Source organism: Nocardioides marinisabuli, assembly GCF_013466785.1.
In the GTDB taxonomy this organism is placed as follows: domain Bacteria; phylum Actinomycetota; class Actinomycetes; order Propionibacteriales; family Nocardioidaceae; genus Nocardioides; species Nocardioides marinisabuli.
Genome location: NZ_CP059163.1, coordinates 1,955,826 through 1,980,012 on the forward strand (window position 1 = coordinate 1,955,826; position 24,187 = coordinate 1,980,012).

Below are 24,187 nucleotides of genomic sequence, written 5' to 3' on the forward strand. Positions count from 1 at the left end.
GTGACCTGGGCAAGGTAAAGCGCCGGGTCGGCCCCCGTCCGGCGAATGCGCAAGGTGTGCCCGACCGGTCGCGGTCACTAGGCTCGCCCGGGTGAGCGACCTCCCCCACCTGCTGCGCGACGCCCTGGTCCGTGCCGACTTCACCTACGACGCCGTCGCCGAGCTGCTCGGCCCCCGCGCGCACGACGCGCTGGCACGCAACGAGACGACCCCCGGGCTGCGGCGTACGGCGCAGGCGGACGGCTCGCCGCTCGCCACGCTGGTGCGCCTCTTCCTGCTGCAGGTGCCGGTCGACCTCGCCGCCGCCGAGGCGGCGCTGCCGGGCCTGGTCGACCGGATGTGCGTCGAGGGGCTGCTGGAGCAGTCGGTCGGCGAGGTCGCCGCGCGCCTCGACGTGCGCCCCTACGCCACCGAGCACGCCGGCCCTGCGGGCGTCGGCGGCACCGTCACCGAGCACCTGTGGGTGGTCTCCGACCTCACCCCGGGCCTCGACGGGGCGCCCCAGCGCGTCGGCACCGACCACGTGCTGGGCATCAGCCCCGCCTCGACCTCGCTGGCCCAGCTGACCAGGCGCGAGCCGGTGCGGCGCGCGCTCGACCTCGGCACCGGCTGCGGGGTCCAGGCGCTGCACCTGGCCCGCCACGCCGATTCCGTGGTCGCCACCGACGTCAACGCCCGCGCGCTGCGGCTGACCCGGTTCAACGCCGCCCTCAACGACGTGGCCGACCGGGTCGACGTGCGCGACGGCTCGTTCTTCGAGCCCGTCGTCGGCGAGCGGTTCGACCTGATCGCCACCAACCCGCCGTTCGTGATCTCGCCGGCCACCGGCGAGCGGCTGGTCTACCGCGACTCCGGGCTGCCCGGTGACCGGGTCGTCGAGGACATCGTGCGCACCGCCCCCGACCACCTGGCCCCCGGCGGCTGGTGCCAGGTGCTGGCCAACTGGGTGATCAGCGAGGACCAGCCCTGGGACGAGCGGCTCGGCGCCTGGCTGCGCGACGACGTCGACGCGCTGGTGGTCCAGCGCGAGGTCCTCGACCCGGCGTCGTACGTCGAGCTGTGGCTCAAGGACTCCGGACACCACCCCTCCACCGGCTCGGCCACCGCGGCCGCGACCGCCGACTACCGGCGCCGCTACGAGACGTGGCTGTCGTGGATGGAGGAGCAGCGCATCGAGGCGGTCGGCTTCGGCTGGGTGAACCTGCACCTGCGCGAGGACCGCGCCGCGGCTCCCGCCCGCGAGCTGCTCTCGTGGCCCTACGAGGTCGAGCAGCCCATCGCCCCCGCCATCTCGGCGTGGGGGGCCGCCGCGCGGCACGAGGTCGGCCCCGAGAGCCGCCTGGTCACCCGCCCCGACGTGCAGCAGGAGACGCAGGGCGCCCCCGGCGCCGAGGACCCCGAGACGATCGTGCTGCGCCAGCAGACCGGTCTGCGCCGTGCCCGCACCGCCGACACCGTGGTGGCCGCCCTGGTGGGCGCCTGCGACGGCGACCTCGAGGTCGGCCAGATCCTCGACGCGCTCGCCGAGCTCCTCGACCTGGAGCCCGCCGCGACCCGCGAGGACTACCTGCCGGTGGTGCGCGAGCTGGTCCGCGAGGGCTACCTCACCCCCGCCGACCAGGCCCACCCCTCCCGCTGACCCGGCCCGAATCTCGCGCTGACCCGGCCCATACTTCCCACCGACCCGGCCCGAATCTCGCGCTGACCCGGCCCGAACCCGCGGCGAGGGTCAGGGCAGCGCCAGGCGACCCTCGACAGGGAGGGCCGGTTGCCCGACCTCGCTGCCGAGGACGGCGTCGATGGTCACGTCGAGGGAGGGGACGTCGCCGCAGGTCGCTGCGTCGAAGCGCACCGTGCCGGTGGAGTCCGGGAGGTCGCTGCCGATCTCGTTGGCCTCGCCCGCGGGGTCGGCGGCCGGGACGGCCGCGAAGTAGACGAACGTCCACTCGTCGGACGACACGTTCTTCTTCTCCGGGCTGCCCTCGAAGGGCAGCGTGTAGGTGCGGCCGGGTTCGACGTCGTCGACGAGGACCGAGATGTGGAGCAGCGGCTCGAGCAGCACCTCCTCGGACCCGGGGGCGAGCACCAGCTCGGTGGTGGCGTTGAGCCGCTCGCCCGAGCGGCCCGCCGTCTCACAGCTGAGCTCGACCGGGCCGAAGGTGAGCCCCTCGCCGTCGTCGCGGGTGACCACCACGGTGTTGGTGCCGCCCTGGCCTGCCGGGTCGGGCGCCCGCTCGGGCCCGCTGCCGCCGGTGGTGAGGGCGAGCCCGCCGACCACGACCGTGGCAGCCACGGCGCCGCCGGCCACCCGCGCCGCCGTACGACGCCGGCGACGGCGGACGATCGCGGTGCGCAGCGAGGGCCCGAGGTCGGTCGGTGCCGCCAGCGCCGCGGTCAGCCGGCCGTAGGCCCGCGCCAGCTCCTCGTCGCGTCCGTCGGTGGTCTCGTGCAGGTCGGTGGTGCTCATCGCGAGGTCGCTTCCTGGGTGCCGGGACGGGTCGGTCGAGCGGTGGTGCGGTGCCGGGCGAGCTCGGCCTGGAGCCGTTCGGTGCCGCGGGAGAGGTGGGCCTTGACGGTGCCCTCGGCGCAGCCCATCCGGGCCGCGATGCCGCGCACGTCGAGGTCCTCGACGTAGCGCAGCGCCAGCGCCGTGCGCTGGCGTGGGGTGAGGGTCGCCAGCGCGTCCACGAGCCACCCGTCGAGCTCGCCGACGAGCTCCACGCGCGCGTCCTCGCGGTGGTGCCCGGCGATCAGCACCTCGCGCCGGAAGCGCCGCAGCCGGTCGATGTTGAGACGGGTCATCACCGTGCGGGCGTACGCCGCCGGCTCGTCGAAGCGGGTGCGTCCCCAGCGCTCGCCCATCCGCACCAACGTCTCCTGGGTCAGGTCCCAGGCGTCGTGCGGGTTGCCGGTCAGGGCGTGCGCGAGCCCGAGTAGCCCGGGGGTCTGCGCGTGGGCGAAGTCCCCGAAGTCCCCGAGGCCGCGGCCGTCGTCGTTCGTGCTCATCCGAGTCCTCTGCTCGCAGTTGCTGACACCACCTTGACGGTGCTGCGGCGCGGAACGTTGAGGGCAGGACCAGAAATCGGAGGTACGTGACGGCTCGACGCGAAGTTCGGGCCGGGTCAGCGTGAGATATGGGCCGGGTCAGTGTGGGTGGTCGGCGTCGCGGGCGGCCCGGGCCCGGTCCCGCAGGTGCAGCAGCCGGGCCCGGGTGGCCCCGGTGAGCAGGTCGGCGTGGCCCAGGTCGAGCAGGTCGGGCACGCCCAGCGGGCGGTGGTGGCGCGAGGCGAGGTGCCGGAAGCCGAGCAGGCCCGCGCGCACCGGGGCGGCGTACGCCGACGGGCTGCTGCGCAGGTCGAGGTGGTCCTTGAGCGCCCCGACGCGCACCCCGCCGGTGGGCGCGAGCAGCCCGTTGGCCTTGGCGACGGCCCAGGAGATGCCGCCGGCGCAGCTGGCCGCGGTGGCGGCCCGGGCGACCGCCTCGGGCTCGAGGCGCCACAGCGTGAGCAGCGCGGTGCGCAGCGCGGTGGCGACCTCGGCGTCGAGGAAGCGGCCCGCCACCGAGTCGAGGAGCTCGGCCACCGCCTCGACCCGCTGCCGCTCGGCCCGGCTGCCGCACTCGTCGGGCAGGTCGGGTGCCTCGCCCAGCGGCTCGTCGTGCAGCGCGGCCAGCGCGCGCTCGCCCCCGACGCGGTCGCCGAGCCAGTCGAGCACGTCCTGCCACAGCGGGGTGGGCGGTGGCGGGGGCGGCAGCTGCCGCTCGCGGTCACGGTCGGCGGCCAGCCGGGCCCACTCGGTGCCCGCCACCGGGCCGGTGCGGTGGCAGACGAGCCGGCCGTCGAGGAAGACCAGCTCGGTCAGCCGGTCGTCCCACGCCGGCCCGTCGAGCCACGGCTCCCGGAAGCCGGGCACCCCGAAGGCGGGCTCCCCGAACGCGGGCTCCCCGAAGGCAGGCTCGTCGAGGTAGCGGTCGTCGTAGGACGGGCGCAGCCGTGGGCTGCCGTGGCTGTCGTGCACGGGTCTCTCCTCGGGTCCGGGGTCGCCGCGGGGGCGTGGAGCCAGGAGGCTGGCACGCCGCGGCCGGTGCCGCCGGGCTCCTCCACAGGGCCCTCGAGCGCCGGGCCCCACAGCCCCGCTGACCTGCGCAAAGCGTCCGCGGTCACGCCGCAGCAGCGGCGTACGGCGCGGCACGCGCTACCGTGACGGCCGGCGGGACCCGCACGGGCGCCGCCGCTCTTCCCCACCTCTTCCGAAGGAATGACACACGCAGTGGCACACAAGTTGGTGATCGTCGAGTCCCCGGCGAAGGCCCGCACCATCGGCGGGTACCTCGGCCAGGGCTACGTCGTCGAGTCCTCCATCGGCCACATCCGCGACCTCCCGCAGTCGGCCGCGGACACCCCGGCCAAGATCAAGGACAAGCCGTGGGGGCGCCTCGCGGTCGACGTCGACAACGGCTTCGAGCCGTACTACGTCGTGCCGCGCGACAAGAAGAGCCACATCACCAAGCTCAAGGGCCTGCTCAAGGACGCCGACGAGCTCTACCTCGCCACCGATGAGGACCGCGAGGGCGAGGCCATCGCGTGGCACCTGCTCGACGAGCTGAAGCCGAAGAACATCCCGGTGCACCGGATGGTCTTCCACGAGATCACCAAGTCGGCGATCCAGGAAGCGGTCGCCAACCCGCGCACCATCAACGACGACCTCGTCAACGCCCAGGAGGCGCGCCGCATCCTCGACCGCCTCTACGGCTACGAGGTCTCGCCGGTGCTGTGGAAGAAGGTCATGTCGGGCCTGTCGGCCGGGCGCGTGCAGTCGGTGGCGACCCGCCTGGTCGTCGACAAGGAACGCGACCGGATGGCGTTCAAGATCGCCTCCTACTGGGACCTCGAGGGCACCTTCGACGCCGGGTCCAAGCACGACCAGCGGATGTTCCCGGCCAAGGTCTACTCGGTCGACGAGCGCCGCGTGGCCCGCGGCTCCGACTTCACCTCGGAGGGCGTGCTGAAGGCCTCGGCCGAGGGCAAGGTCGTCCACCTCGACCGCACCCGCGCCGAGGCGCTGGTCGCCGGGCTGGGCGAGTCGACCTTCGAGGTCCGCTCGGTGGAGGCCAAGCCCTACCGCCGCTCGCCGTACGCGCCGTTCCGCACCACGACGCTGCAGCAGGAGGCCAGCCGCAAGCTCGGCATGGGCGCGAGCGTGACCATGTCGGTCGCCCAGCGCCTCTACGAGAACGGCTTCATCACCTACATGCGTACCGACTCCACGACGCTGTCGGGCACCGCGGTCAACGCGGCGCGCGCCCAGGTCCAGGAGCTGTACGGCGCCGAGTACCTGCCCGACGCGCCCCGCACCTACGCCTCGAAGGTCAAGAACGCCCAGGAGGCGCACGAGGCGATCCGGCCCGCGGGCGACTCGTTCCGCACCCCCGCGCAGACCGGCCTCAAGGGCGAGCAGTTCCGCCTCTACGAGCTGATCTGGATGCGCACCGTCGCCTCGCAGATGAAGGACGCCGTCGGCCAGTCGGTCACGATCCGCCTCGGCGGGGCCGCCTCGACCGGCGAGGACGTCGTGTTCTCGGCCAGCGGGCGCGTCATCACCTTCCACGGCTTCCTCAAGGCCTACGTCGAGGGCACCGACCACGGTGCGGCCTCCGACGACCAGGAGACCCGCCTGCCGCAGCTGGCCCAGGGCGACGCCGTCTCGGCCGCCTCGATCAGCGCCAACGGCCACGAGACCAAGCCGCCGGCGCGCTACACCGAGGCCACGCTGATCAAGGAGCTCGAGGAGCGCGAGATCGGCCGCCCCTCGACGTACGCCTCGATCATCGGCACGATCCTCAACCGCGGCTACGTCTACAAGAAGGGCACGGCGCTGGTGCCGGCCTGGCTGGCGTTCTCGGTGATCCGGCTGCTCGAGGAGCACTTCCCGCGCCAGATCTCCTACGAGTTCACCGCGCAGATGGAGGACGTGCTCGACGAGATCGCGGCCGGGCGCAAGCAGCGCAACACCGAGCTCGGCGAGTTCTACTACGGCAACAGCGAGCTCGACGGGCTCAAGAAGCTCGTCGACGAGCTGGGTGACATCGACGCCCGCGAGCTGGCGACCTTCCCGGTCGGCGGCCCCGACTCGGGCATCAACCTGCGGGTGGGCCGCTACGGCCCCTACCTCGAGGGCCCCGACGACGACGGCAACGCCGCGGGCGTGCGCGCCAACGTGCCCGAGGACCTGCCGCCCGACGAGCTGACGCTGGAGAAGGCCAAGGAGCTCTTCGCCAATCCCGCCGGCGAGGAGATCCACCTGGGCGCGCACCCCGAGACCGGCCTGGAGGTCGTGGCCAAGAACGGCCGCTTCGGGCCCTACGTCACCGAGGCTCTGCCCGAGGACGCCAAGAAGAGCGCCAAGCCGCGCACCGGCTCGCTCTTCAAGTCGATGTCGCTCGACACGATCACCCTCGAGGACGCGGTCAAGCTGCTCTCGCTGCCGCGCGTGGTGGGCGAGGACCCCGAGACCGGCGACGAGATCACCGCCCAGAACGGTCGCTACGGGCCCTACCTGAAGAAGGGCACCGACTCGCGCTCGCTGACCAGCGAGGACCAGCTCTTCACCATCGGTCTCGACGAGGCGCTGAAGATCTACTCCCAGCCCAAGCAGCGCGGCCGCGCCGCCGCGGCCCCGCCGCTCAAGGAGCTGGGCAACGACCCCGTCTCCGGGCAGCCGGTCGTGGTGAAGTCTGGCCGCTTCGGCGAGTACGTCACCGACGGCGAGTACAACGCCACCCTCCGCAAGGACGACACCGTCGAGGACCTCACCCTCGAGCGTGCCGCCGAGCTGCTCGAGGAGCGTCGCGCCCGCGGCCCGGCCAAGAAGGCGGCCAAGAAGGGCGCGAAGAAGGCCCCGGCCAAGAAGACGGCCACCAAGAAGACGGCGGCCAAGAAGACCACCAAGAAGGCCGCCGCCAAGAAGACGACGAAGAAGGCCGCGGCCAAGAAGTCCTGACGCCGCCCTGCATGAGTCCCCGGCCGGCCGGGGACTCATGCACTTGTCAGGGGTTGCAACACCTGACAAGTGAGCGACTCGCCCGCCCAGCACCCGTCCCGCACCCGGCCCGTACGCCGCCCGCTCGCCCACCCCGGGCCGGGCGGCGTACGCCGTCGCCGGGCGCCGTCGGTGGGCCCGCCTAGCCTGGGTCCATGCCACCCGCGACCGCAGCCGAGCGCCTGCTCGAGGTGCGCCGGATCTACCACGAGCCCGACATCGAGCGGTGGCCGCGAGCCGTGCAGGTGCTGGAGCGCTTCCCCGACGCCGAGCGGGTCGAGGTGGCCTCCCACCAGGACATCCCGGGGCTCTACGGCAACCCCGGCGGCGTGGAGCGGTGGGTGCGCACCAAGCGCGAGGTGCTGGTGCTGGGGGAGAAGCGGAGCCTGCAGGCACGGCCCAACGGCCGCTCGGCCGACTTCATCGCGCCATCCACCAGCAACGGCTGCGCGATGGCCTGCAGCTACTGCTACGTGCCGCGGCGCAAGGGGTTCGCCAACCCGATCACGGTCTTCGTCAACATCGAGAGGATCGCGGGCTACCTGGCCCGGCACGCGGCGCGGCAGGGGCCGAAGCCGGAGCCCAACCAGTGCGACCCGGTCGACTGGGTCTACGACCTGGGCGAGAACGGCGACTGCTCGGCCGACGCGCTGGTCTCCGACAACGTGCGCGACCTCGTCGACCTCTTCGGCGACCTGCGCGGGGCCAAGGCCAGCTTCGCGACGAAGCTGGTCAACCGCGACCTGCTCGACTGGGACCCGCGCGGCGGCACCCGGGTGCGGTTCTCGTTGATGCCAGAGCCGATGGCGCACCGCCTCGACCTGCGCACCTCGCGCATCCCCGAGCGGATCGCGGCGGTCAACGACTTCGTCGAGGCCGGCTACGAGGTGCACCTCAACTTCAGCCCGGTGGTGGTGCACGAGCAGTGGCTGGGCCAGTGGGCCGAGCTGTTCGACCAGGTCGACGACGTGCTCAGCGAGCGGGCGAAGGCCCAGCTGGCGTGCGAGATCATCTTCCTGACCCACAACGAGCAGCTGCACGAGGTCAACCTCGGCTGGCACCCCCGCGGCGAGGAGCTGCTGTGGCGCCCCGACCTGCAGGAGCCCAAGACCAGCCACTCGGGGCAGGCCAACGTGCGCTACCGCGCCGGGTGGAAGGCGCGCTGGCGCGACCAGCTCACCGACCTGCTGGCCGAGCGGATGCCCTACTGCCGGGTCCGCTACGCCTTCTGACCCGGTCGGGCGGGCCCTCGGGCGCCCGGCTGTGGACCGGTGCTGGTCGGCGTCGGTGCCCCCACGTAGGTTCGGGGCCGTGACATCGCCCGGCACCTACACCCAGCGCGGCGTCTTCGTGTGCTTCGAGGGCGGCGAGGGCTCCGGCAAGTCCACCCAGTCGCGCCTGCTGCGCACCTGGCTGGAGGAGCAGGGCCACCGGGTCGTGCTGACCTTCGAGCCCGGTGACACCCCCGTCGGCCAGCAGCTGCGCCGCATCGTGCTCTCGCCCGAGACCGGGGCGCTCGCCGACCGCACCGAGGCGCTGCTGTACGCTGCCGACAAGGCCGAGCACGTCGAGACGATGGTGCTGCCCGCGCTCGAGCGCGGCGAGGTCGTCGTCACCGACCGCTACGTCGACTCGACGCTGGCCTACCAGGGGGCCGGTCGCAGCCTGCCGGTCGCCGAGGTCGAGCAGGTGGCCCGCTGGGCCACCGGCGACCTGCGGCCCCACCTGACCGTCGTGCTCGACCTCGAGCCGGCCACCGGCCTGGGCCGCTTCGAGGGCCGCGACCGCATCGAGGGCGAGTCCCTCGACTTCCACCAGCGCGTGCGCGAGTCGTTCGTGGCGATGGCCGCCGCCGACCCCGAGCACTACCTGGTGCTCGACGCCCGGGCCCCGGTCGAGGAGGTCGCGGAGGCCGTCCGGGCCCGGATGGTGCCGCTGCTGGCGAGCCTGACCGACGCGGTCCCCGGGCAGGTGGCCCCGTGACCCAGCAGCCGACCCACCAGCCGACCCACCTGCCGACCCACCAGGACGCCGGCACCGTCTGGGAGCGCCTGGTGGGCCAGCGCCCGGCCATCAAGGCCCTGCGCACCGCCGCCGCCGGCCACGGCATGAGCCACGCCTGGCTCTTCACCGGCCCGCCCGGCTCGGGCCGCTCCAACGCCGCGATCGCCTTCGCCGCCGCGCTGCAGTGCGAGAACGCCCCCGGCGACGCCGGCTGCGGGCGCTGCCACGGCTGCCACACCACGATGGTCGGCAGCCACGCCGACGTCGCGGTGATCCGCACCGAGAAGCTCTCCATCGGCGTCGACGAGGTCCGCGACCTGGTCCGCAAGGCCTCGCTGTCGCCGGTCGGCGCCGGGCGCCAGGTCCTGATCGTCGAGGACGCCGACCGGCTCACCGAGCGCGCCTGGAACGCGCTGCTCAAGGCGATCGAGGAGCCGGGCGAGCGCACGGTGTGGATGCTCTGCGCCCCCACCCTCGAGGACGTGCTGCCCACGGTGGTGAGCCGCTGCCGCCTGGTCACGCTGACGACGCCGACCTCGCCCGACGTGGCGGCGTTCCTCTCCCGCACCCTCGGCGTGCCCGACGCGCTCGCGTCGTACGCCGCCCGCGCCAGCCAGGGCCACATCGGCCGCGCCCGTGCGCTGGCCACCGACGAGGCGACCCGCAACCGCCGGCGCGAGGTGGTGCTCTACCCCGCCAAGCTGACCACGCTGGGCGGCTGCATGCAGGCGGCCGCCAACCTCGTCGAGGTCGCCAAGGAAGAGGCGGAGGCGATCACCGCCGAGCTCGACGCGCGCGAGAAGGTCGACCTCGACGCCTCCTACGGCGTGGTCGAGCGCGGCCGCCGACCCCGCGAGTACGCCCCCGCCCTCTCGGCGCTGGAGAAGGGGCAGAAGACCCGCGCCAAGCGCCGGGTGCTCGACGTGGTCGACCGCAGCCTGATGGACCTGGTCTCGGTCTACCGCGACGCGATCGCGGTGGCCGTGGGCGCCGCGGGTGCGCTGGTCAACGAGGAGATCCGGCCCGACGTCGAGGAGGTCGTGCGCACCTCGAGCCCCGAGCTCAACCTGCGCCGCATCGACGCGATCTTCGAGGCGCGCGAGCAGATGCTGGAGTTCAACGTGCCGCCGGCCTTGGCGCTGGAGGCCATGATGGTCGCCCTGATGGTGCCCGAGGGGAGCAGCCGGTGAAGCAGGTCGTGGCGATCGTGGTCGTCCTGGCGATGGTGCTCAGCGCCCTGGGCCTGGCCCTGGCGCTGGTGCTGGGCGGGGTGCTCGGCAGCGACGACCCGGCCGAGGCGCCGCAGCCGCGCACCGGCCCCGCGCCCACCACCAGCCCGTCGGGCGACGCCACCGAGCCGCCCGACGAGGCCCTGGCGCCGTTCTACTCCCAGTCCCTGGACTGGCAGCCGTGCGAGAGCGACCCCGCCCACGAGTGCTCGCGCCTCGAGGTGCCCCTCGACTACTCCGAGCCCGACGGCGAGACGATCGAGGTCGCGGTCCTGCGGGTGCCGGCGGCCGACCCCGACGCCCGCATCGGCTCGCTGGTGGTCAACCCCGGCGGCCCCGGCGCCCCCGGCACGACGTACGCCGCCGCCGGCGACCGGGTCTTCCGCCAGCCGCTGCTGAACCGCTACGACGTCGTGGGCTTCGACCCGCGCGGCACCGGCGGCTCCGCGCCCGTCGACTGCCTCTCCGACGAGGAGCTGACCGAGTTCCTGGCCGGCGACCCCGCCCCCGACGAGCCCGCCGAGGTCGACGCGCTGGTCGCCGACCTGGAGGCCTTCTTCGAGGGCTGCGTCGAGCGCTCCGGCGACCTCGCCGCCCACGTGTCGACCGTCGAGGCGGCCCGGGACATGGACGTGCTGCGCGCCGCGCTCGGCGAGACCGGGCTGACCTACCTGGGCGCCTCCTACGGCACGAAGCTGGGCGCGACCTACGCCGAGCTGTTCCCCGAGCGGGCCGACCGGCTGGTGCTCGACGGAGCGGTCGACGTCGGGCTGAGCAGCCGCGAGCTCAACCTGGGCCAGGCCGCCGGCTTCGAGCGCGCCCTGCGGGCCTACGTGGCCGACTGCGTCGACGCCGGCGACTGCTTCCTCGGCAGCACCGTGCAGGAGGGGCTCGACCGGATCGAGGAGTTCCTGGCCGACGTCGACGAGGAGCCGATCGAGGGGCCCGGTGGTCGTGAGCTCAGCGTCGGCACCGCGTTCTACGGGCTGATCACGCCGCTCTACGTCAGCGACTACTGGTTCCTGCTCAGCCAGGGGCTCGAGGCGGCCTTCGAGGGCGACCCCACCACGCTGCTGCTGCTCGCCGACACCTACGCCTCGCGCACCCCCGGCGGGGAGTACACCGACAACTCGGCCGAGGCGATCTACGCGATCAACTGCCTCGACGACCCCTCCACGACGCCGGTCTCCGAGATCCCGGCGCAGGTGCCCGACTTCCTCGAGGCGAGCCCGACGCTGGGCGAGGTCTTCGCCTGGAGCCTGGTGGGCTGCCGGGGGCTCGAGGTCGAGCCCGACGAGTCGACCCGGCTCGACGACATCGACGCCGCGGGCGCCGCGCCGATCCTGGTGGTCGGCACCACCCGCGACCCGGCCACGCCCTACGAGTGGGCCGAGGCCCTGGCCGACCAGCTCGAGCCCGGCGTGCTGCTGACCCGCGACGGCGACGGCCACACGGCGTACAACTCGGGCAACGACTGCATCGACGAGGCGATCGAGGCGTTCCTGCTCGAGGGCACCGTGCCCGCCGACGGCACCACCTGCTGAGGGGCGGGGCCCGGCCCGGGCCCCGCCCCCCGGTTCACCCCCGCATCCCGAGCCCCTGGCCGGCGGCCCGCCCGGGACGGGCCGGGACCCAGGTGCGCCAGGTCAGGTCGGGCAGGAGCGCGTGCGCCCCGTCGTCGACGACCACCGCCTGCGACCAGCCGTGGGAGACCAGCTGGCGCAGCACGTCGTGGCGGGCCACGACCGCGCGCACCGACTCGCGCCCGGCGGCCACCACGACCAGGTGCCGCGCGGGCTCGTGGGCGCCGGGCTGGCGGCCCGGACCCGTCGGGGGCGCGGTGAAGAGCGACTGCCACGGCAGCCCGAGCCGCAGGTCGCCGTGGGCCCCGCTCAGGACACCGACGTCACCGACGACGTTGAGGGTGGTCTTGTCGCCGGCGCCGAAGACCTCGGGTGCGACCGAGGAGAGGTGGTACTGCGCGCTGATCCACTGGCTGACGACCACGGGGGCGGTCATCAGCTGCTCGAGCACCCGGTCGTCCGTGTCGAGGTCGCGCTCGTAGGACTGCAGGAAGACCCGTCCGCCCAGGTCGAGCCCGGCGGTGAGGCGCCGTGGGCCCACGACGATCGCCTGGTTGCCGGCCAGGCCCCACTCGGGCGTCGGCTCGGCCCAGCTGCTGGCCCGGCGGGCCACGTCGCGCATCGCGGTGCGCGTGTCCGCGGGGTCCCCTCCGTCGACCCGCTCGGCGCGGGGGAGGCCACGCACCCGCTCGAGAGCGGTCCGGCGACCGGCCTGGGCCAGGGCGTCGGCCACCGCGTCGACTGCGGGGCTGGCCACTGGGCCGACCTCGGGGCCGACCACGGGATCGACCACGAGCCCGACCTCGTCGGTGGCGGTGTCGTGCAGGGCGGCCACGGCCACGGTGTCGTCCGGCAGGTCGATGCCCCGTTCCCGCAGGCCCGCGCGGACCTGCGGGTCGTTCAGCGCGTCGACCAGCAGGCGGGCGTTGACGAGGCCGGAGCTCGCCCCGCAGGCGCCGCACTGGTACGTCGCGGCGTGGGCGTTGTTCTCGGTGCTGGCGCCGTGGCCGACGACCGCCAGCACGGGCGCGAAGCCGTCGACGAGCCCGATGCCCCGCAGCACGGCCTCGGCCGTGGAGACCCTGGTCTCCAGGTCGACCAGCCAGGTGGGCGGGGCCGCGGCGGTCCTGCCGGTCCACGCCGAGCGCAGTCGCCGGGCGCGGGCCGGGGCCAGCGTGGCCGCGGCCGAGACGCCGGCGGCCAGCAGCCCGAAGACCTCGGCGGTGACGAGCGGGACCAGCGGCGCCCGGTTGGCGCCGGTGGACAGGCGGTGCAGCACCTGGGCCAGGCCGAGCGGGCCGGCAGGGGTGTGCGAGGCCGACGAGGGGGCGATCAGCACGGGGCACTGGTCACTGGAGCCGCCGTCGGCGCTCGTGTGCCGGGTGGCGACCCCGAAGAACCCGGCGAAGCCGAACGTCTCGTGGCGACCGCTCGCCTCGAGGTGGCGCCGCACCCGCTCGGAGCGGACATCGATGCACCAGACCGACTGGCTGAGGGCCCGGCGGCGGGCGGCCGGCCCCGTCTCCGCACCGGCGCTTTCGGCGTGCACGAGGGCGGGCAGCAGGCGCTCGGCGACGGAGAGGTCCAGTGCGCGCTGCCAGGTGCGGCGGTAGAGGTCGCCGACCTGCGTGCCGCAGTCGTCGTACGCCGCCGCGGGGCTCAGGTCGAGGTCGTGGCCACCGACGGCGCCGGTGTGCAGGAGGTCCAGCGCCATCCGCAACGCCAGGAGCTCCAGGACGGCGTCGCCCTGGCCGCGTCCGGCGCGCCACTGCGCGTGGGCGCTCCATCCCGGTGCGGAGGCGACCGACCGGGTCAGGTAGCCGACCAGGGCGGTCCCCGGGAGGCCGGTCGCGCGCACCAGCACGGCGACGGCGGCGGCGGGGTCCGCCGGGAGGTCGCGCACCAGCGCGGTCACGCCGGTCAGCCCCGAGGCGCGGGCGTACCCGGGACGGGAGGCCGCCCGGTGCCACCGGCGGTAGGGGCCGGGACCCGTCCCGGCGCTGTCCGCCCAGGCGCGCTGGCACCACCAGCCGGACTCCTGGTCGACGCGCGCGGTGACCCGCTGCCGCGTGCTGCGGGGCTCCAGGGCCTCGCAGAGGCGGGGGGTGGACCCGGCGGGGACCGAGCCCGGCTCGTGGCGGGGCTGGGTGGGCAGGGCGGAGCTGGTGGACACGAACGTGGCGACGTCGGCGGGCAGGGCCGCGGCGTCGGGGCCCTCGGCGTCCGCGAGCGCCCGGAGCAGCCCGGCCGGGGTGATGCGACCGGCCGCCCAGCGGTCGTGGAACCACTCGAGGCTCGGCAGCAGCTCGGCGCCGTGGGTGCGGCGGGCGAGCTCGACGACCTCGTCGAAGGGGAGCGACTCCAGCGGGGCCAGGGGGTTGACGGCGACGGCGGAGTGCAGCGGCCACGCGGGGCCCACCACCCGTGCGGCCACCCGGCTCGCCAGCAGCACGTCGTCGGCCTGCACGGCGCGCTTGGCACTGGGCGGGGCCGCGACCGCCGGCCAGGTGGCGCGGGCCCGGCGGCGCAGCCCGGGGAGAGGGCGGCGGGCAGCAGCGCCACCGCGAGCGGGCCGGTGGGGTCGCGCTGGAGGAGGTGCAGACCGGCGAGGGTCGCGGCGGCGGCCGCGGCGACGACGAGGACCAGGGCCCAGGCCGAGGGGCCCGACCACGTCTGGGCCTGGGCCGAGAGCAGCGGTGCGGCCCACGCCTTCCACAGGTCCAGGGCCCACAGGGCCCCGGCGGCCGTGGTGCCGGCCAGTGCGGCGGCAGCGGCCCGGGTCGGGACGGTGACGTCGGCGAGGGTCGCCAGCTCGCGGCCCGAGGTGACGGCGAGAGCGGTCACCAGTGCGACCGGCACGAGGGCGACCGGCCCGCGGTCGGCCAGCATGGTGACGGCCGCGGGTGCGCCGAGCAGTCCGCCGAGCAGGAGGGGGGTCCAGGTCGTGAGGGGGTCGCGGCGACGCGGGGCGTGGCCGGGCGCTCGGAGCCGGTCGGCGGCGCCGGCCGCCCGCAGGAACAGCCACGACTTCCAGGAGCCGTGCCCGACGACGTGCAGCAGCGCGGCGGCGGGCATGCCCAGACCCACCTGCACCGACACGAAGCCCATCTGGGTGGTCGTCGAGCAGACCAGTCGTCCCTTGACGTCGTCGCGCGCCCGGCCCGCCCAGGTGCCCAGCACGACCGAGACGCACCCGAGGACCACCAGTGCGACCAGCGCCGGCCGCCAGGCGGAGGTCAGCGGCCACAGCAGGACCAGGAGCAGGCCTCCGCCGTTCACGATGCCCGCGTGCAGGAACGCGGAGACGGGCGAGGGAGCCTCGGTGCTCTCGAGCAGCCAGGTGTGCGCCGGGACCAGGGCGGAGCGGACGACGCTGGCCACGACGACCAGCCCGCCCAGGACGGCCGCGGTCAGCGCGTCGGTCGCCGCCATGGCGGCCGGCAGCCCGGCGCGGTCGAGGTCGGGCAGCCGGACCATGGCCACCAGCACCAGCGACCAGAGCGCGAGGTCGCCCCAGAGCAGGGTGCGGCGGGCCGTGGCGGCGCTGCGCAGCGCTGCGGGGGTGCCGGGGTGGGCGATCATCCGGGCGGCGGCCAGGCCGCTGAGGGTCCAGCCGAGGGCCATGACCGGCAGGCTCGCCCCGGCGACGAGGAGCACGAGGGCCAGCACGGCTGTGGTGGCCGCCCGGGCGAGGCGGGTCCCGCCGGGCTGGCCGGCCAGGTTGGTGTGGCTGTAGCCGGCCACCACCCAGGCGAGTGCGCCGACGAAGCCGGCGAGCAGCGTGGCCGTCAGGTCGAGCCGGAGGCCGACCGAGGTCCCGAGGACGTCGACGGCCAGGTGCAGGGGCCGGCCGCGCAGGGCGGTGTGGAGGGCGCCGGCGAGGGCGAGCAGCAGCACCGCCGTGGCGGTGCGTCGGGTGGCGAGGAGTGGCAACATGCGACCGAAGATACCTGAATAAAAATACGTGTATATAGGTTCGCGTGTGCTGTCGGTCACTCGACTAGAGTCAGCGCCGTGACGGAGCCCGGAGCAAGGACGTGGACCCTGTTGAGCAACCACGGGCACGTGCTGGTGGCGCTGAGCCGCAACCCGACGGCACGCATCCGTGACCTCGCCGTCTCGGTGGGCATCACCGAGCGCGCGGCGCAGAAGATCCTCGCGGACCTGGAGGAGGCCGGCTACGTCACGCGCGAGAGGGTCGGGAGGCGCAACGAGTACCGGCTGCACCCCGACCGGCGGCTGCGCCACCCCGCGGAGTCGATGGTGCCCGTCCGCGACCTGCTCGACGTCTTCGCGACCGACCGGGCGCCGGAGGACTAGCTGGCGCGCAGCAGCCGCAGCAGGCCGACGACGGAGGCCACCGAGGCCTCGCCCCAGCTGAACCGGTCGTCCCACAGCGTGATGAGCCCGTCGCGGACCTCGAAGGTGCCGTCGACGTGGAAGCGGCTGCCGTAGGCCTTCCAGGTCAGCGTGTCGTGGCGGTCGGTGAGCACGGTCGACCCGTCGGCGCCGACGTGGTGCAGCTCGACGCGGACCCCCACGCCGCGCTCGCCGAGCATCGTCAGCGCCTCGGCCACCTTCTCGCCGCGCACCGTGGGCAGGCGGGTGTTGCGCCACACGACGTCGGGGGCGAGCAGCGCGTTGGCCTGCTCGGTCTCGCCGTCGGAGAGGTGGGTCAGGAAGGCGCGGACGACGTCGCGGGGCTCGCTCATGGAGCCAGCCTAGGCACCCGCGGCCGGGCGGGCCGGGGTCAGCGAGGGTTGATCGGCTCGGCGATGGCCTGCATCCGCCGGGTGGCCAGGTCGATCATCAGCCGGGCGGCGGGCGAGAGGACCGCGTTGGAGCGGTGCACGATCGCGAAGGTGTCGAACTGCCGCGGTCGCAGGGAGACGAAGCCGGCCCGCGGCGCCAGGCGCGGCAGGAGCTGCTCGGCGGCGCCCCGTGGGATGACGCTGTCGGCCAGGCCCATGCCGACCAGCTCGACGGCCGTCTCGACGTCCTCCACCTCGATCCGGCTCTGGGGGTTGCGGCCGGTCTCGTGGAGCATCTGGCGCAGCGTCGCGCGGGTCGAGTCCACGGCGCGGTACGTCGTCTCGGGCATCACCAGCGAGGCCTGCGCCAGGCGGTGTGCGGTGACCGGGGAGGTCAGGTGCTCGGGGTCGGCGCTGATGTAGACCAGCTCCTCGCGGGCCACGGGCCGTACGGAGATGCCCTCGCCGTCGACCGCCGAGATCGCCAGCATGGCGGCCTCGAGCCGGCCGCGGCGCAGGTCCTCGACGACCTCGGTGGAGTTCTGCCCGACCAGCTCGACCCGCACGCCGGGGTAGCGCTCAAGCACGTCGGCGATCAGCGCCGAACCGGCGTACAGGCGCGCGATGCCGAACATGCCGAAGCGGATCGTGCCGGTCTCGAGCGACCGCACGCTCGCGACCGCCCGCTCGGTCTCGGCGATCGCGGCGAGCACCTGCTCGGCGTGCGGTCGCATCGTCTCGGCCACCGGGGTCGGCACGACGCCCCTGCCGACCCGGTGGAAGAGCTGCACGCCGAGCGACTTCTCGAGCGCCCGGATCTGCTCCGAGACCGAGGGCTGGGCGTAGCCGAGCTCCTCGGCGGCGCGGGTCAGCGAGCCCTGCTCGTAGGCGGCGAGGAAACATGTGAGCTGGTGCACAGAAAGCACAAGGCTGATCCTATGTCTCCTGCTGGAAAGTCAGGCTACCCCTATTGCTACCGGCGAGTCAGACTAGTCGCAGACACCATGTCTCCGAGCCGAGAAAGGAACCGCCGTGCTCACCCACCTCTGCACCTCCTGCAGCAAGCGCCAGCTCATCTTCCCCTCCCAGATCACGGCCGTGACCGGCGCCGAGACCGGGCCGATCGCCACCTTCACCTGCTGGTGCGGCTCCGAGCAGTCCGCCCCGCTGGGCTGGGCCGACGCCGAGCCCCGCAAGCGCGTCCTCGCCGCCTGAGCGAGCCCCGCACCGCGTACGTCGCCGCCCCCGCCGCCTGATTTCTCGCGGCCGGGGCGGCGTCTGTATGCTCACCCGCGTTGCCCTGGGCCCGGACACCCCGGACCGCGGGCGGCACGCCGCCTTAGCTCAGTCGGTAGAGCGTCTCACTCGTAATGAGAAGGTCGTCGGTTCGATTCCGACAGGCGGCTCCATGAAGGCCCCCCGGGAAGCGCTCCAGTGCCCCGGGTGAGCGACGCCGTCCTCCGCAAGCAGGTGACCCGCGGCCCGGTGCTCGTGCTCGCCTCGGTGGCGGCGCTGCTCTGGGCCTGGTGGGGCCTCGTGCCGACGCCCCTGCTGCTGCTCCTGCCGGTGGTGCTGCTCGCGGTCGGGGCGGGGTGGGGTCGCCTCCTGCCTCTGCACCCGCGCAGGCACACGTGGGCGCCGCTGGTCGTCGCGCTGTCGACGCCCCTCACGGCCGCCGCGCTGGTCCGCGCGACGCCGCCTGGTGCGGAGCGGGAGCTGGCAGGTGCCTGCGCTGCGCTGTCGGTGGTGCTCGGCGCCATGATCGTGGTCAAGGCCCGTAGGCTGCGCAGGTTCCGCGACAGCATCCGCCCCTGGAGCAGGGAGCCGCGGACGAAGGTGGTCGTCGTCACCGAGTGACGAGCGGCCGGGGAGCGCCGGCTCGCAGGGACGTCATGGTGGTCCATCAGGTCCCTGTCAGGTCGGTGGCGCAGGCTCGGTGCATGACATCGGCAGCCCGTCCCCGCAGGACCGCCCGTCTCGCCGCTGCACTCCGCTCCGTCCCGGCGCGCGGCCGGCGCGCCGCCGTCACCGCGGCGCTCGTCGGCGCGACCCTGCTGGCGGGGCCGCTGCCCGCCGCCGAGGCCGGCACGGCGGCGTCCGCCTCCGTGCCGGTCGTCGACGGGGCCACCACGGCCGTCGAGACGAGCTCGCCGCCGGCCTCGCGGCCGAGTACACGGGGGCGGTCGACGCGCAGGACGTGACCGCGCTCGTGCACGGGGTGGCGCGACGCCTGCAGGCCGAGTCCCTCCCACCGCGACTGGCGCTGCGGACCGCCGAGGCCGTCAGCCGCCGGGCGCTGACCGACCATCTCGCGCGCGGGACGGCCCTGCCGTCCTGAGGCCGCGTCGCCGGCTTCCCGAGAGCCCGCCGTGCCACCCGAACAGGCCCTAGGGTCGTCGGGTGACCTGGGTGTCTGTGCTGACCGGTGCTTTTCTCGTGCTCGAGTACGTGCTGAAGGTCCTGGCCGTCGGCACGGTCCCCGAGAACCGGCGACCGTCGTCGTCCTCGGCCTGGTTGCTGCTCATCCTGTTCGTGCCCGTGCTCGGCTTCGTCCTCTACTGGCTGATCGGCAGCCCCTGGGTCCGTGGGCGACGCGTCGAGATCCAGTCGGCGGCCAACGAGCTGCTGCGCGAGCGGATGTCGAGGTTCTCGGCCTGGCGTCCCGACCAGGTCGCCGCGCCGGGGCTGGCGTCGGTGCTGGCGATGAACGAGCGGCTGACCTCGATCCCGTGCCTCACCGGCGCCGAGGAGGGGCTGTACGGCGAGACCGCCGACTTCTTCGCGGCGATGACCGAAGCCGTCGCCGCCTCCGAGTCCCATGTGCACGTCGAGTTCTACATCGTCAGCTGGGACCCCTCGACCGACTCCTTCTTCTCGGCGCTGGTCGACGCGGCGGCCCGAGGTGTGCGGGTGCGGCTGCTCCTGGACCACCTGGGGTCTCGCACGTATCCGGGCCGCAAGGAGATGTTCCGGCGGATGAGCGAGGCCGGCATCGACTGGCACCTGATGATGCCGATCGACCCGCTGCGCGGTCGCTGGCGACGACCCGACCTCCGCAACCACCGCAAGCTCCTCGTGGTCGACGGCGAGGTGGCCTTCCTGGGCTCGCACAACCTCATCGACCCGTCGTACGGCAGCGACGCGAACAAGCGGGACGGACGGCTCTGGAAGGACCTGAGCCTCCGGGTCAGCGGCGACATCGTGCTCTCGGTGCAGGCGGTGTTCCTCACCGACTGGCACACCGAGACCGGCGAGGTCCTCGACCTGGGGACCTACTTCGTCGACAAGCCCGACCTCGTGCCGGGCGGGCGCGCCAACGGGATGCAGCTGGTGCCGTCGGGTCCCGGGTTCCCCACCGAGCCCAACCTGCGGATGTTCACCTCGCTGGTGCACCTCGCGACCGAGCGGATCTCGATCACCAGCCCCTACTTCGTGCCGGACGACGCGCTGCTGGCGGCCATCACCTCGGCGGCGTACCGCGGGGTCGAGGTGGAGCTCTTCGTCGGCGAGAAGGCCGACCAGTTCCTCGTCGGGCACGCGCAGCGCTCCTACTACTCCGCGCTGCTCGACGCGGGGGTGGTCATCCACCTCTACCCGGCCCCCACCGTGCTCCACGCGAAGTACATGACGATCGACGGCACGGCCGGGGTGATCGGCTCGTCCAACATGGACTTCCGCTCGTTCGGGCTGACCTACGAGGTGATGCTGCTCGCCTTCGGGGGTGACCTGGTGACCCACCTGCAGCGCAACGACGAGGAGTACCGGGCGGCCTCGAGGGTGCTGGGCCAGGCCGAGTGGCGCAGCCGCCCGTGGCACCAGCGCTACATCGACAACGTCTGCCGCCTGACCGCGGCCCTGATGTGAGTCGACCGCACCCGCGTCGCGGACCACCCGGGAGCCGGCACCCCCTCCCCAGGGGCGAAGCGCCGCGGCCCCGCAGTCGATACGATCCGGTGCCGCGCAGACGCGCGGGGAGGTCAGCCTCCGCGAGCGTGGAGGCACGACCATGGCAGCGACGGGTGCGTCGGGGGCGCCGTACGGTGCGGGCGAGGTGCCCGACGTGCGCGGAGCGCTCGTGCGCCGGTTGGTGGCCGGCAGCGACCGCAGCTCCTCGCTGGACCGGTTGTGCGAGCTCGCCGCGGCCCTGCTGGAGGCCGGCTCGGCGCAGGTCTCGCTGATCGGCGAGACCCAGGTCGTGGTGGGTGGTCACGGCGCCGGCAGCGCCGTCGTCGGCGTCCCGACCCCGGTCGAGCACTCCTTGTGCACCGTCACCGTGGGGCTCAGCGCCCCGCTCGTGGTGCCCGACGCCGCGAGCGACGGCCGCGTCGCCGGTCTGCCGCCGGTCACCGCCGGCGCGGTGGGTGCCTACCTGGGCGTGCCCCTGGTGGTCGGCGGCGACCAGGTCGTGGGGGCGCTGTGCGTCTACGACACCCGGCCCCATCCGTGGTCGGAGCACGACGTCAGCACCCTCGAGCGGCTGGCCCGGGCGGTCGTGGGCGACCTCGAGCTCGCGGCGATGAGCTCCGACTACGAGGTCCAGCAGGTCGCCTGGCGGCTGGCCACCGACGCCGCCGGGGTGGGGGCGTGGGAGTGGGACCTGGTCTCCGGCGAACTCCGCTTCGACGACCGGCTGCTCGAGATCTTCGGGTTCGACCACGACTCCTTCGGCGGCACGCTCGAGGCCTTCACCGACGTCGTCGATGGCGAGGACGTGCCTCGGGTCACCGCCGCCCTCGACCGGGCGATCGCCTGCTGCGGCGAGTACGCCGCGGAGTACCGGATCCACCTGCCCGACGGCTCGGTGCGCTGGATCGCCGCCCGCGGCCGCGCGCTCGGTGACGAGCAGGGGGAGGCGGTGCGCGTGCTGGGGGCGGCGTACGACACCACCGCGGTGCAGGAGGGCGAGGCCCGCGTCGCCCGGGTGCTCGAGTCGATGCCGACGGCGTTCTTCCAGCTCGACCGCGGCTGGAGCTTCACCTACCTCAACGGTGAGGCCGAGCGGCTGCTCGGGCGCAGCCGCGACGAGCTCGTCGGTCACGACATCTGGCAGTCCTTCCCAGCCGCGGTCGGCAGCGACTTCGAGCACCACTACCGCCTCAGTGCCCGCACCGGCGAGCCGGTCGCCTTCGACGCCTACTACCCCGAGCCGCTCGATGCCTGGTACGAGGTGCGGGCCTGGCCCAACCCCGACGGGCTGGCGGTCTACTTCGTCGACGTCACGGAGCGCCACCGGGCCCAGGAACAGGTGGCCCGCACCGCCCGTCGCGACGCACTGGTCGCCACGGTGACCGAGCAGCTCGCCGGCACCCTCGACCTCGAGGAGGCGGTGGCGCGCCTGGGCGCGCTCGTGGTGCCGGCCATGGGCGACTGGTGCGTGGCGACCCTGGTCGAGGAGACCGGCCCCGAAGGGCGGTTGCCGGGGCTGCGCGACGTCGGCGGCTGGCACCGCGAGCGCGACGCACAGCCGCTCGTCGACCGGTTCGCGGCGGTGCGTCTCTCGCGCCTGGCCGACGACTCGTTCCTGCCTGCCCTGCTGGCGGCGGAGGCCCCGGTCGTCGGCACCGACGCGACCGAGGGGCTGTGCAGCGTCTTCGAGGAGGGCGAGGTGCACGACCTGGTGCGGGCCCTGGGCCCCGAGCACGTCGCCGTCGTCAGCCTGCGTGGCCGCGACCGGGTCGTCGGTCTGCTCACCGTGCTCCGCGACGCCACCCGCGGTGCCTTCACCGACGCCGACCTCGACACGCTGGCCCAGGTCGCCCAGCGTGCCGGCCTCGCCGTCGACAACGCCCGGCTCTTCGCCGAGCAGCGCGACCTCGCCGAGGGCCTCCAGCGCAGCCTGCTCACCGCCCCGCCGCAGCCCGACCACCTCGAGATCGTGGTGCGCTACGAGGCCGCCGCCGAGACTGCCCAGGTCGGCGGTGACTGGTATGACGCCTTCGTGCAGGACGCCGGCGCCACCATGCTCGTCATCGGCGACGTGGTCGGCCACGACACCGCCGCCGCGGCCGCCATGGGCCAGGTGCGCAACCTGCTGCGCGGCATCTCGGCCTTCAGCGGGCAAGGGCCGGCCGACGTGCTGCGCGGGGTCGACCGGGCCCTGGCCACCCTCGGGGTCGACACCACCGCGACCGCCGTGCTGGCACGCCTCGAGCAGACCCCCGAGGAGCTCCAGCAGGGCGTCACCCGGTTGCGCTGGTCGAACGCCGGGCACCCGCCGCCGGTGGTCCTGGGGGCCGACGGCAGCGTCGAGCTGCTCTCGGCCGACGACCCCGACCTGCTGCTGGGGCTCTTCCCCGACGCCGAGCGAGGCGAGCAGGAGGTCGTGCTGCCGCGGGGCTCGACCGTGCTGCTCTTCACCGACGGACTGGTCGAGCGGCGCGGCGAGGACCTCGACGTGGGCCTCGACAGGCTGCGCCGCGAGCTGGCGAGCCTCGCGGCGGGCGACCCCCCGCTCGACGAGCTGTGCGACCGGCTGCTGGTCCGGATGGTCCCCAGCATGCGCGAGGACGACATCGCGCTGGTCGCGGTCCGGCTCCACGACCAGACGCAGCCCCCGCCCACCGGGCGTGGACGGCGCGCGGGCACGGTCGTGGAGGACCTCGAGTCGCCCGTGGTCAGCGGCCGCATCGTGCGGACCCGGCTGCCGGCGCACCCCTCGGGCGTGCCCGGGGCGCGGCGCTTCGTGCGCGAGGCGCTGCGCGGGCGCGGCATCGAGCTGGTCGACGACGCCGAGCTGTGCGTCGGCGAGCTCGCGGCCAACGCCGCGCTGCACAGCGGGGGCGCCTCCATGGACGTCGCCGTGCGCCTCGACCACGGGGCGGTCACCGTGACCGTGACCGACGAGGGCAGCGTCCCGGCCGACGCCGTGGTCCCGCGCCTCGCCGACCCGGGTTCCTCGTCGTGGGGCGAGCCCACCACCGGGCGGGGGCTCGGCATCGTCGCCGTGCTCGCCGACGACTGGGGCGTCGAACGGGTCCCCGGTGGCACGAGGGTCTGGGCCCGGCTGCTCGACGAGCGGGCCGACAGCGCCGTACGGCCCCCCGACTCGCCGCCGGAGCCGGACCCCGAGCCGGCCGGCGGCGGGCCCGGGACGCAGCCGGTGCTGCTGCGCGGCTGCCCGGTGCAGCTGTGGCTGCGCCAGGACGAGCACATCGACGAGCTGGTGCGCGACCTGCAGCTGCTCTCCGCCACCCACGGGCACGAGCCGGGGCTGGCCCTGGTGGGCGAGGTGCGCGCGCTCCTCGACGTCTTCGCACCCCTGCGCCGCGCGACGCGGCGTCGGGTGGAGGCCGCCCGCGAGCAGGGGCGTACCGAGATCGACGTCGAGGTGTCGCTGCCGGTCGCGGCGGCGGGCCGGGCGGCCCGCCTGGTCGACCTGCTCGCCGTCCCCGACCAGGGGCTCGACGAGGGGCGCCTGCTCACCGTGAGCGCCGAGCCGGAGGTGCAGTGGCTGCGCACCTGGATGATCGCGCAGGTCCGCGCCCAGCTGGAGGACGGCGACGAGCCCGAGTCGTGGCCCGACTGGCTGACCCGCACCGCTCCGGGCGTCGAGCAGGGGCAGGCCTAGTCTCGACAGGACCGG

Annotated in this window: 18 protein-coding genes, 1 tRNA gene and 1 pseudogene; 13 read left to right on the forward strand and 7 right to left on the reverse strand. The window is 74.4% G+C overall.

Annotated elements, in window-relative coordinates:
• Positions 1 to 91 precede the first annotated feature (91 nt).
• Positions 92 to 1,639: a DUF7059 domain-containing protein gene (locus H0S66_RS09385; RefSeq protein WP_179615152.1), complete on the forward strand. Its 1,548-nt coding sequence runs from the start codon at positions 92 to 94 to the stop codon at positions 1,637 to 1,639.
• A 90-nt stretch (positions 1,640 to 1,729) separates the two neighbouring features.
• Here the strand turns inward: H0S66_RS09385 and H0S66_RS09390 are convergent, their stop codons facing one another.
• From H0S66_RS09390 to H0S66_RS09400, 3 genes are all read right to left on the reverse strand, one after another.
• Positions 1,730 to 2,467: a hypothetical protein gene (locus H0S66_RS09390; RefSeq protein ID WP_179615153.1), complete on the reverse strand. Its 738-nt coding sequence runs from the start codon at positions 2,465 to 2,467 to the stop codon at positions 1,730 to 1,732.
• Positions 2,464 to 3,006 (reverse strand): sigma-70 family RNA polymerase sigma factor, encoded by a 543-nt coding sequence (locus H0S66_RS09395; protein WP_179615154.1) that lies wholly within the window; start codon positions 3,004 to 3,006, stop codon positions 2,464 to 2,466. The genes H0S66_RS09390 and H0S66_RS09395 overlap by 4 nt, the downstream gene beginning before the upstream one ends.
• Before the next feature lie 138 nt (positions 3,007 to 3,144).
• Positions 3,145 to 4,017 (reverse strand): hypothetical protein, encoded by an 873-nt coding sequence (locus tag H0S66_RS09400; RefSeq protein WP_179615155.1) that lies wholly within the window; start codon positions 4,015 to 4,017, stop codon positions 3,145 to 3,147.
• Positions 4,018 to 4,257: 240 nt separating this feature from the next.
• On the opposite strand from H0S66_RS09400, the gene topA reads away from it, so the two are divergent.
• From topA to H0S66_RS09425, 5 genes are all read left to right on the forward strand, one after another.
• Positions 4,258 to 6,999, forward strand: coding sequence for a type I DNA topoisomerase (gene topA / locus H0S66_RS09405; protein WP_179615156.1), 2,742 nt, complete (start codon positions 4,258 to 4,260; stop codon positions 6,997 to 6,999).
• 194 nt (positions 7,000 to 7,193) lie between these two features.
• On the forward strand, positions 7,194 to 8,270 hold the full coding sequence (locus H0S66_RS09410; protein WP_179615157.1) for a spore photoproduct lyase family protein: 1,077 nt from the start codon (positions 7,194 to 7,196) through the stop codon (positions 8,268 to 8,270).
• 79 nt (positions 8,271 to 8,349) lie between these two features.
• On the forward strand, positions 8,350 to 9,021 hold the full coding sequence (tmk, locus tag H0S66_RS09415; RefSeq protein WP_179615158.1) for a dTMP kinase: 672 nt from the start codon (positions 8,350 to 8,352) through the stop codon (positions 9,019 to 9,021).
• Positions 9,018 to 10,232, forward strand: a complete 1,215-nt coding sequence (locus tag H0S66_RS09420) for a DNA polymerase III subunit delta' (protein ID WP_258017193.1) — start codon at positions 9,018 to 9,020, stop codon at positions 10,230 to 10,232. Before tmk ends, H0S66_RS09420 begins: the two co-directional genes overlap by 4 nt.
• Positions 10,229 to 11,815, forward strand: a complete 1,587-nt coding sequence (locus H0S66_RS09425; RefSeq protein WP_258017194.1) for an alpha/beta hydrolase — start codon at positions 10,229 to 10,231, stop codon at positions 11,813 to 11,815. The genes H0S66_RS09420 and H0S66_RS09425 overlap by 4 nt, the downstream gene beginning before the upstream one ends.
• 34 nt (positions 11,816 to 11,849) lie before the next feature.
• On the opposite strand, the gene H0S66_RS09430 is transcribed toward H0S66_RS09425, so the two are convergent.
• Both H0S66_RS09430 and H0S66_RS21010 read right to left on the reverse strand, forming a co-directional pair.
• Positions 11,850 to 14,321, reverse strand: a complete 2,472-nt coding sequence (locus H0S66_RS09430; protein WP_258017195.1) for a DUF2309 domain-containing protein — start codon at positions 14,319 to 14,321, stop codon at positions 11,850 to 11,852.
• 590 nt (positions 14,322 to 14,911) lie between these two features.
• Positions 14,912 to 15,790 (reverse strand): annotated as a pseudogene (locus H0S66_RS21010) (proton-conducting transporter transmembrane domain-containing protein); the annotation flags it as partial.
• A gap of 78 nt (positions 15,791 to 15,868) precedes the next feature.
• Between H0S66_RS21010 and H0S66_RS09440 the strand changes: the two are divergent.
• On the forward strand, positions 15,869 to 16,174 hold the full coding sequence (locus H0S66_RS09440) for a helix-turn-helix transcriptional regulator (RefSeq protein WP_179615160.1): 306 nt from the start codon (positions 15,869 to 15,871) through the stop codon (positions 16,172 to 16,174).
• Here H0S66_RS09440 and H0S66_RS09445 read toward each other — a convergent pair.
• Complete coding sequence (locus H0S66_RS09445) at positions 16,171 to 16,566, reverse strand: limonene-1,2-epoxide hydrolase family protein (protein WP_179615161.1); 396 nt, start codon at positions 16,564 to 16,566, stop codon at positions 16,171 to 16,173. The two genes, H0S66_RS09440 and H0S66_RS09445, sit on opposite strands and share 4 nt — an antisense overlap.
• Before the next feature lie 38 nt (positions 16,567 to 16,604).
• A complete protein-coding gene (locus H0S66_RS09450; protein ID WP_179615162.1) occupies positions 16,605 to 17,531 on the reverse strand; it encodes a LysR family transcriptional regulator in 927 nt (308 codons plus the stop codon).
• A gap of 106 nt (positions 17,532 to 17,637) precedes the next feature.
• Here H0S66_RS09450 and H0S66_RS09455 point away from each other — a divergent pair, with 106 nt between their 5' ends.
• From H0S66_RS09455 to H0S66_RS09480, 6 genes are all read left to right on the forward strand, one after another.
• Positions 17,638 to 17,820, forward strand: a complete 183-nt coding sequence (locus H0S66_RS09455; RefSeq protein ID WP_179615163.1) for a hypothetical protein — start codon at positions 17,638 to 17,640, stop codon at positions 17,818 to 17,820.
• A 118-nt stretch (positions 17,821 to 17,938) separates the two neighbouring features.
• Positions 17,939 to 18,014: transfer RNA gene (locus H0S66_RS09460), tRNA-Thr, on the forward strand.
• A gap of 34 nt (positions 18,015 to 18,048) precedes the next feature.
• Positions 18,049 to 18,462 carry a hypothetical protein gene (locus tag H0S66_RS09465; RefSeq protein ID WP_179615164.1) on the forward strand — a complete coding sequence of 138 codons (414 nt, stop codon included), beginning with the start codon at positions 18,049 to 18,051 and terminating at the stop codon, positions 18,460 to 18,462.
• Positions 18,463 to 18,545: 83 nt separating this feature from the next.
• Positions 18,546 to 18,806, forward strand: a complete 261-nt coding sequence (locus H0S66_RS09470) for a hypothetical protein (protein WP_180923889.1) — start codon at positions 18,546 to 18,548, stop codon at positions 18,804 to 18,806.
• Between the two features lie 199 nt (positions 18,807 to 19,005).
• Positions 19,006 to 20,469, forward strand: a complete 1,464-nt coding sequence (gene cls / locus H0S66_RS09475; RefSeq protein ID WP_179615166.1) for a cardiolipin synthase — start codon at positions 19,006 to 19,008, stop codon at positions 20,467 to 20,469.
• A 142-nt stretch (positions 20,470 to 20,611) separates the two neighbouring features.
• Positions 20,612 to 24,172, forward strand: a complete 3,561-nt coding sequence (locus H0S66_RS09480; protein WP_179615167.1) for a SpoIIE family protein phosphatase — start codon at positions 20,612 to 20,614, stop codon at positions 24,170 to 24,172.
• Positions 24,173 to 24,187 lie beyond the last annotated feature (15 nt).